Annotated in this window: 4 protein-coding genes; all 4 read left to right on the forward strand. The window is 49.0% G+C overall.

Features of this window, described 5'->3' with window-relative positions:
- A partial coding sequence (locus BN93_RS18225) for a hypothetical protein (protein ID WP_232211047.1) occupies positions 1 to 224 on the forward strand: 224 nt, incomplete at its 5' end.
- A gap of 17 nt (positions 225 to 241) precedes the next feature.
- Positions 242 to 3,502, forward strand: coding sequence for a glycoside hydrolase family 2 TIM barrel-domain containing protein (locus BN93_RS00460; RefSeq protein ID WP_019186389.1), 3,261 nt, complete (start codon positions 242 to 244; stop codon positions 3,500 to 3,502).
- Between the two features lie 861 nt (positions 3,503 to 4,363).
- Positions 4,364 to 7,189, forward strand: a complete 2,826-nt coding sequence (locus BN93_RS00465) for a M16 family metallopeptidase (protein ID WP_019186390.1) — start codon at positions 4,364 to 4,366, stop codon at positions 7,187 to 7,189.
- Between the two features lie 1,639 nt (positions 7,190 to 8,828).
- The gene (locus tag BN93_RS00470; RefSeq protein WP_232211048.1) at positions 8,829 to 9,158 is read left to right on the forward strand and encodes a carboxypeptidase-like regulatory domain-containing protein; all 330 of its coding nucleotides are present in this window, start codon (positions 8,829 to 8,831) and stop codon (positions 9,156 to 9,158) included.
- The last annotated feature ends 10 nt before the right edge of the window (positions 9,159 to 9,168 follow it).

Genomic DNA, 9,168 nt, shown 5'->3' on the forward strand with positions numbered 1-9,168 from the left:
TTTTTATCGTATCCTCGGCTAGTACTTTGTGCATGAGCAGAATGTTTATCTTGGTTTTACCACACAAAGAAAGTAAACTCCACCCAAGTTATAGAACCATTAAAAGTCAAGACAACTTCACTCAAAAACTCAAAAACTCACCAACTCAAAAACACACCAACTTATACCCTCACCACCTCCAAACTCAACTAAAAATCGTATCTTTGCAAAACAAAACAACCTAACAACAATCCTTCACAACATGAAGAAAATTTTCTTTTGGGCGGCACTGGCTGCCCTCAGCTTGCAAGCACAAGCCCAAACAGCAATGCAAAGCAAGCCAAAACGTTCTGCAACAAAGGGCAATGTAAAAGGCATCGCCAAACAAACAGTGGCCGCTAGCCGCATCGCAACCCAGCCTACGTTCACCGAATGGCACGACTTGCAGGTGAACACCCTTAACCGCATGCCCATGCACACCAACTTCTTCCCCTTTAAAAACTACGAGGAGGCGAAGATGGGCGACCCAAAACGCTCGGAAAACTACTTGTCGTTGCATGGCGATTGGAAATTTAATTGGGTGGAAAATGCCGACCAACGCCCCACACGCTTTTACGAAACCGACTTTAACGACACGGCTTGGGACAACATGCCCGTACCCGGCAACTGGGAATTGCACGGCTATGGCGACCCCGTTTACCTCAACGTGGGCTTTGCTTGGCGCGGACATTTCAAGGACAACCCGCCACAAGTGCCGGTGAAAGACAACCACGTGGGCAGCTATCGCCGAACCATCACGCTGCCCGCCACATGGAAAGGCAAACAAGTTATCGCGCATTTCGGCTCGGTAACGTCTAACATCTACCTCTGGGTTAATGGCCGTTTCGTTGGTTATTCAGAAGACAGCAAGGTTGCACCAGAGTTCGACCTTACTCCATATTTAAAAGAAGGAGATAACCTCATCGCCTTCCAATGTTTCCGTTGGTGCGACGGCTCATACTGCGAAGACCAAGACTTCTGGCGACTTTCGGGCGTGGCACGAGATACATATCTCTATGCGCGCGATAAGCAAATATACTTGGAAGACCTACGCATCACGCCCGACTTGACCGACAACTACACCAATGGCATACTAACCATTGATGGAAAGACACAGAAATACACTGAACTTTTTCATGAATTGCTGGATGCCGAGGGCAAAATTGTTGCCAGCACCCACGCAACGAAGGGTAAAGTGCAACTGAAAGTGCCCAATGTGCACAAGTGGACAGCCGAAACACCTTATCTCTACACGCTGAGAACAACCGTTGTAGACATGCGCGCAACAAAAGATTTACAACCCAAGAAGGTGGAGGAGCACAGATATGTGGCCGTAACCAACCAAAAGGTGGGTTTCAGAAAGGTTGAGATACGCAACGCGCAGCTGTTGGTTAACGGCCAGCCCGTGCTTATCAAGGGAGCCGACCGCCACGAAATAGACCCCGACGGCGGATACGTGGTGAGCCGCGAACGTATGGTGCAAGACATCCGCATAATGAAACAACTCAACATCAATGCCGTGCGCACGAGCCATTATCCCAACGACCCGATGTGGTACGACCTGTGCGACGAGTACGGCATTTACGTTGTGGCCGAGGCAAACCAAGAGTCGCACGGCTTTCAATATGGCGACGATGCCCCCTCGAAAAAGCCCATGTTTGCCTTGCAGATATTGCAACGCAACCAAAACAACGTGCAAACCTACTTCAACCACCCATCCATCATCACGTGGAGTCTGGGCAACGAAACGGCCGATGGGCCTAACTTCGCCGCCGCATACAAGTGGATTAAGCAATACGACCCAAGCAGACCCGTGCAATGGGAACGCGGTGGCGAAGACAATCCCAGCACCGACATCGCCTGTCCCATGTATCGCACACACCAATGGTGCGAAGATTACGCGCGCGACGACAGCAAAACGCGCCCCCTGATACAATGCGAGTATAACCATACGATGGGTAATAGCTCTGGCGGATTTAAGGAATACTGGGACTTGGTGCGCAAATATCCCAAGTTCCAAGGCGGCTTTATCTGGGACTTTGTCGACCAAGGACTTCGCGCAAAAGACAAAAACGGCGTGGAGATATATAAATATGGTGGCGACTACAACGACTACGACCCATCCGACAACAACTTTAACTGCAACGGAATTATCAGTCCCGACCGCGTACCAAACCCGCATGCCTACGAAATTGCTTACTGCCACCAGAACATTTGGGCCGAACCCGTTGACCTGAAAGCAGGAAAGATAAGCGTGTATAACGAGAATTTCTTCCGCAATTTGGATAACTACAAGCTGGTTTGGACGGTGCTTAAAAATGGCAAGGCCGTACAAACGGGCGAGGTGGAACAGCTAAATGTGCAACCGCAACAGCGTTGCGAGATAGCCCTGCCCATCAAAACGGACAGCCTTTGCCCCCATGCAGAGCTGATGTTGAACGTAGACTTCGTGCTGAAAACGGCCGAACCGCTGCTCGATACAGGCACACGCGTGGCCTACAACCAGTTTGAGATGCAGCAAGGCGCTTGTTTCCGTAAGATGCCAAAGGCACCCGCGGTAGACAAAGACACGCGCCTGAACCTCCGCAATAAGTCGGGCGAGAGCCAAGTCGTGGTTTCCAACAATCATTTCACCGTGGCATTCAACCGCGTTTCGGGTCTTCTTGCCACCTACGATGTGGATGGGAAACCAATTCTAGGCCAAGGCGGAACGCTCAAACCCAACTTCTGGCGTGCCGTTACGGATAACGACATGGGTGCAGGTGTGCAAAAGCACAATCGTGTTTGGCGCGAACCCAAGCTGCAACTGGTGGCTATCAATGCCGCACTCGACAAGAAAGACAACAAGGCGGATGTACATGTAGAGTATGATATGCCCGAAGTGGGCGCGCAACTTACGCTTACTTACAGCGTTATGGGCGACGGCTCTATGCGCGTTACCCAGCAGATGACACCCAAAACAGCCGACGAACGGCCGTTCCTTCTTCGTTATGGCATGGTGATGCAATTGCCTTACGACATGCAGGTGAGCGAGTTTTACGGCCGTGGCCCTATCGAAAACTACGCCGACCGCAAGCTATCGCAAAACGTTGGCATTTACAGACAAACGGCCGACGAGCAATTTTATCCCTATATCCGTCCGCAAGAAACGGGCACCAAGTGCGACATACGCTGGTGGAAACAAACGAACGACAACGGTTTTGGTTTCCGTATCGTGTCGCCAGAGCTGTTCTCGGCCAGTGCTTTGCACTATTCCATCGCCGATTTAGACGAAGGATTGGAGAAGGCGCAACGCCATTCGCCACAAGTTCCGAAATCTAAATACACCGAACTTTGCATAGATTTGGGTCAAACGGGCGTGGGTGGCGTCAACAGTTGGAGCAAAGAGGCCATCGCCCTGCCGCCTTATCGCCTGCCTTACAAGCCATATACGTTTACGTTTACGCTTGTTCCGCAGGAAGTAAACGCACAGCGAAGGGGCTGAAAGGTGGGCTTGGGCTGATGGTTATGGCCCATCTAGGATGCCTAGAACAGCTAGGCAAACGAAGACACCTAGGATGCCTAGAAACCCATCCCCCCAACAAAAGATGAGGGTGTGCCAAGCTTGGCACACCCTCATATTATATAGTGGAAAGCAACCCTTTAACGACCTTTACCCTTCGCAAGGCGGCCTTGCATCATGCGTTTCGTCGTTCGTTGCCCTTAATTGACAGCCCGCCCCCGTTCCGTTTCAGTAAGCCCATACCTTCGCGGAGTTTAATCGGGGGCGGCGTAGGCTTTTGTATTATCTATGGTATCTAACTATTATCTTATTCTGATGTTGCAAAGTTACGCTTTATTTTACTTCAAACAAAGAGATTTTGATATTTTTTTTGATGTTTGATGAAAATAGTAAGCGCACTGGTTGGTTTACCACGTTACGAAACGAAGAGTTTAACCGACACCCAACCAGCCCAAAACGTCCGCTAGCCCCAGCCACAAAGCACTGGAAAGCACTTTAAAACACGCCCTTGCCAAGCCAAAAATATCGCCTAATCATCCACATAAGCCAACCCCCACTTCGCACCCAACCGCAGCTCACCTCAAACCATACGTTATATAATATGCGTTAAAACGCTAAACAATTAAAACCTACGCAAATGGCTACAAATATCCAAACAAACCTCTGCCGGAAACAACCAATAATGCGAAATGGTGATGCACATTTATCCTTCAAGCGATGATTTTTCGTTAATTAAATACGAAAAACATGCAGAAGTTGGTAAAAATAACTTATCTTTGCTGCCAAATAAACTCCACCTCTTTCGAGGTCTTACACCATTAACAAAAACAAATAAACTATCCTATGCGTTTTAGAAATTTGCTCGCGCTTGCTCTTCTCGCCCTTGGTGGCACCATTCAAGCGCAATCGCAGATGCCCCCGATTCCGCGCGACCCTGCTGTTCGCATCGGTAAACTCGACAACGGGCTCACCTATTACATTCGTTACAACAACTGGCCAGAAAAGAGAGCCAACTTCTACATCGCCCAAAAGGTGGGTTCGCTGCAAGAAGAAGAAAGCCAACGCGGGCTTGCTCACTTTCTCGAACACATGTGTTTCAACGGCACGAAACACTTCCCTGGCGATGCTTTGCTGCGCTATTGCGAAAGCTTGGGCGTGAAATTCGGAGCCGACCTCAATGCCTATACGGCCATCGACGAAACGGTTTACAACATCGACAACGTACCAACCACCCGCCAAAGCGCGCTAGACTCGTGCCTACTAATACTGCGCGACTGGGCCGGTAGCCTTACACTCGACCCGAAAGAGATTGACCAAGAGCGCGGAGTGATACACGAAGAGTGGCGTTTGCGCACAAGTGCCAGCAGCCGAATGTTCGAACGCAACCTGCCTAAGCTCTATCCCGGCTCGAAATACGGCTTGCGCTACCCCATCGGACTGATGAGCGTGGTAGACAACTTTAAGTATAAGGAGCTGCGCGACTACTATGAAAAATGGTATCACCCCACAAACCAAGGCATCATCGTTGTGGGCGACGTGGACGTAGACCACGTTGAGGCCGAGATTAAAAAGCTTTTCGGCCCCATGAAGAACCCCGCAAACGCCTCGCCCGTAGTAACCGAGAATGTTCCCGACAACAATACGCCCATCGTTATCATCGACAAAGACAAGGAACAAACCAGCACCATCGTGCAAATGATGATGAAACGCGATGCTACTCCCGACTCGGTGAAGGGCGATGTTAACTATCTGGTGTACGAATACGTAAAAGGCGTGGGCATCGGTCTGCTTAACGACCGCCTGGCAGAGGCCGCCCTCAAGCCCGATTGCCCCTTCGTTGGTGCCAGTGCAAGCGTAGAAAGCTACATCTTTGCCAAAACCAAGGAGGCATTCTCAATCGCCGTGTCGCCCAAAACCACCGAGTTAACGGCCGATGCACTGCGGGCAGCCTACACCGAGGCGTTGCGAGCAGCACAATTCGGCTTTACAAAAACCGAGTACGACCGCTCAAAATCGTCTACCCTCAGTTCGCTCGACCGCATGTACAGCAACCGCGACAAACGGTTTACCTCGCAATTTGCCAACAGCTACAAAGAAAACTTCCTGGACAACGAACCCATTCCGCCCATCGAATACTACTACGAAACGATGAAACAGGTGGTACCCAACATCCCATTGGAGTTTGTTAACCAAGTGTTTGCTGACCTTGTGTCGAAAACCGACACCAACTTGGTTATCGTTAACTTCAACCCGGAGAAAGAAGGACTGACATATCCCACCGAAGCAGGGCTCATAGCTGCCGTAAACCAAGCACGCACCGCTAAGCTAACGCCTTATGTAGACAACGTGAAGAACGAGCCGCTCATCACCAAATTGCCCAAACCCGGCAAGGTTGTCAGCCAAAAACGCGGTCCTAAGTTCGGCTATACCGAGTTGAAACTCTCTAACGGCGTAACCGTATTGTTGAAGAAAACCGACTATAAGAAAGACGAAGTGCGCCTTTCTGGTAGCGGCGGAGCGGGCAGTTCGAGCTATGGAGCGGCCGACTTTGTTAACCTCAACGTCTTCAACAGTGCCCTCGAAGTAAGCGGATTGGCCAACTTCTCGAACACCGAGCTGAGCAAAGCCCTCGCCGGAAAGAACGCATCGGCAAGTCTTTCGATGAGCGAAAAGCGCATGCGTGTTGGTGCAAACGCCACGCCTAAGGACATTGAAACGATGTTCCAGCTGGTTTACCTGCACTTCACCAAGATTAATAAAGACCAAGAGGCATTCAACAACCTGATGGAAAGCTTGAAAGTGAGCCTGCAAAACCGTGCCATATCGCCCGACCAAGCATTCAGCGACTCGCTCAGCGCAACCATCTACGGACACAATCCACGCGTAAAACCCCTCGAGTTGGCCGACCTTCCCAAGGTTAACTACGACCGAATACTGCACATGGCAGCCGAACGCACGGCCAATGCCAACGGTTGGCGTTTCATCATCATCGGCAATTACGACGAGGCAACCATTCGTCCGCTCATCGAACGCTATCTAGGTTCGCTGCCCGCTAAGGGTGCCAACCCCAGCAGCAAGAAGGTAACCTTCTTCAAAAAGGGCGTAATCAACAACGATTTTACACGCAAGATGGAAACGCCGAAGGCCGATGCCAACATGGTTTGGTTTAGCGAAGACATCCCCTACACCACAGAGAATGCCATCAAAGCCAGCATTGCCGGCCAAATCCTCAGCATGGTTTACATCAAAAAGATACGCGAGGATGCCAGTGCAGCCTACACTTGCGGTGCCGCAGGCTCGGCAAGCATCGACGACAAGGACCACAATGTAACCCTCTTTGCTTACTGTCCCATGAAACCAGAGAAGGCCGACCTGGCTTTGAAAATCATGCGCGACGAGGTTACCAACCTGTCTAAGCAGTGCGACCCCTCGATGCTGGCCAAAGTGAAAGAGTATATGGTGAAGGAAGCCGACAACGAGGCGAAGACCAACGGCTATTGGGCTGGTGTTATCAGCACGTGGTATCGCTACGGCATCGACTTGCATACCGATTACAAAGCACTTGTGGCTAAACAAACGCCCGAGAGCATTAGCAACTTCGTTAAAGAAATTCTGAAAGCAGGCAACCGCATTCAGGTTACGATGATGCCAGCAGAAGAAAAGAAGTAAATACATAAAGCATCATGGTGGAAAGGCCGACACACAGGCCCACTATTCCACCATCCATCCTAACGAAAAACAGGTAGGGACGGGTCTGTTTGCAAGACCTTCCCTACCTGTTTTGGGTTTATGGGATTTGTGAGTGGACGAGTGGACGGGTGGACAAGTTGACAAGGGGACAAGAGAACGGAGTTGACGAGTTAACAAGTTTACAAGTTAACAAGGGAAAGGAGTGAACAAGATGACGAGGGAACAAGGGAATGGAGTTAACGAGGGGACAAGTGGGCAAGTTAACGAGTTGACAAGAGGACGGAGTTGACGAGGGGACAAGTTGACGAGGGAACAAGGGAACGGAGTTGACGGGGTGACGAGTGGACAAGTTAACAAGGGGACGAGTTGATGAGTTGATGAGAGGATAGTTAACAAACGAACAAGTTTACCTGTTTATAAGTTAACGAGTAGATGTGGCCGTGTTGACTTTTAATGTAAGCCCTGCAACCGTTCGCCCTGGCTATTGTAAGCGTACATGCTTTTCGTGCCATTGCTTATACCCGCGTACATACCACAAACGTTTTGTCTAATTTTCAGCAAGAATATTAACATTATGGCTGCGATTTTTTCCACCAATCGCCCACCTTGCCGCAAAAAATCGATTCTCGCGAGGGTTTGTTTTGATGTAAAAAGGGGGTAGACTGTGAATGCGGCAAGATGAATATTTATTTAATAAAAACGCCATTTGCACCATATTTTGGGCCATTTGCAGCAAAATACAGTGCAATTTGGTGCTAAACGCAGTGCAATATGCCGCTAAACGCAGTGCGTTTTGGTGCTAAATGCAGTGCATTTTGGTGCTAAACGCAAGCTAATATGGTGCAAAATGCAGTACCTTTTGCCGCTAAACCCAAGGTGAAAAGCATAAATATCCACTACAATTGTATAAACAAAACCTTTTTGAACCATGAAACAGATGGCCAAAAAGGGCAAAACGGCCATTAAAAAGTGGCATTTTAGGGTCTAAAAGGGGATTATTGGGCTCGAAAAAATACGAGCAGGCAACCAAACTAGAAAGGCAAAATGGTGCAAAACGCAGGTTTTGTTCTTAAAAACAGACAAGTTGAAGGACGTGAAAAGCTAGAAATAGTGGCTTTTTACCCACTTTTTAACCTGTATTTTCGCTAGAACGGGTCGAGAAAAAGAAGGGATTTGTAAAACAAAAGAAACAATTTAAGTTTTTAAGTTGGTACGTTTTTGAGTTGATAATGTGAGTTGATGAGTTTTTAAGTTGGTAAGTTTGTGAGTTGGTAATGTGAGTTGGTAATGTGAGTTGGTGAGTTTTTAGTTGGTAAGTTTGCAAGTTGATGAGTTTTTGAGTTGGCAAGTTGGCGAGTGGACAAGTTCATCTGTTGATAGACACACTGGTTAACAAGCTAGGCGATTAGTCACCAGCAAGCGTTAAATTCGCAAGGCATATCACTCCCCTCTCCCCTTGGAGAGGGGTTGGGGGTGAGGCCAGTTGGGGGGCCTTCCTCCACTTTCCTTCCTATAAATACCTATAAATAGGTATTGTCCAATTCGTTATAAACACCTAACTTTGCAGATTGCATAGTGTGTTTTGCACTTAACAGGACAAGAAAAAGACAAAAAAGATATGAAGTTTCCCACACGAATTCTATGGGGAGGAATACGTGTTATGGTTTTGTTCATCACTTTGGCGTGCGTTTGTAACCAGTTTGCACACGCCCAATCCACAGACGAGAACATCTCATTGACCATTACCGACCGCAATGGGCAGGCCTTACCCTACGCCACCGTTATCGTAGAGAGTGCCGGCCTTACCTATACTGCCGATGCACAAGGCCGATTACGCCTAAAAACGGCACTCTTTACCACCAAAGGCACGCGCCTAACAGTGTCGTATCTGGGCAAAGCAACACGCCAGTTAACCATTACGCACGATGCCGCGGAAAAAGCAAACTGAGTCGGAGACA

The sequence above is a fragment of the Prevotella conceptionensis 9403948 genome, from assembly GCF_000312305.1.
GTDB classification, from domain to species: Bacteria; Bacteroidota; Bacteroidia; order Bacteroidales; family Bacteroidaceae; genus Prevotella; species Prevotella conceptionensis.

Coding starts and splice junctions, on each gene's coding strand:
- BN93_RS00460 (WP_019186389.1), top strand. CDS start 242: ATGAAGAAAATTTTCTTTTGGGCGGCACTGGCTGCCCTCAGCTTGCAA.
- BN93_RS00465 (WP_019186390.1), top strand. CDS start 4,364: ATGCGTTTTAGAAATTTGCTCGCGCTTGCTCTTCTCGCCCTTGGTGGC.
- BN93_RS00470 (WP_232211048.1), top strand. CDS start 8,829: ATGAAGTTTCCCACACGAATTCTATGGGGAGGAATACGTGTTATGGTT.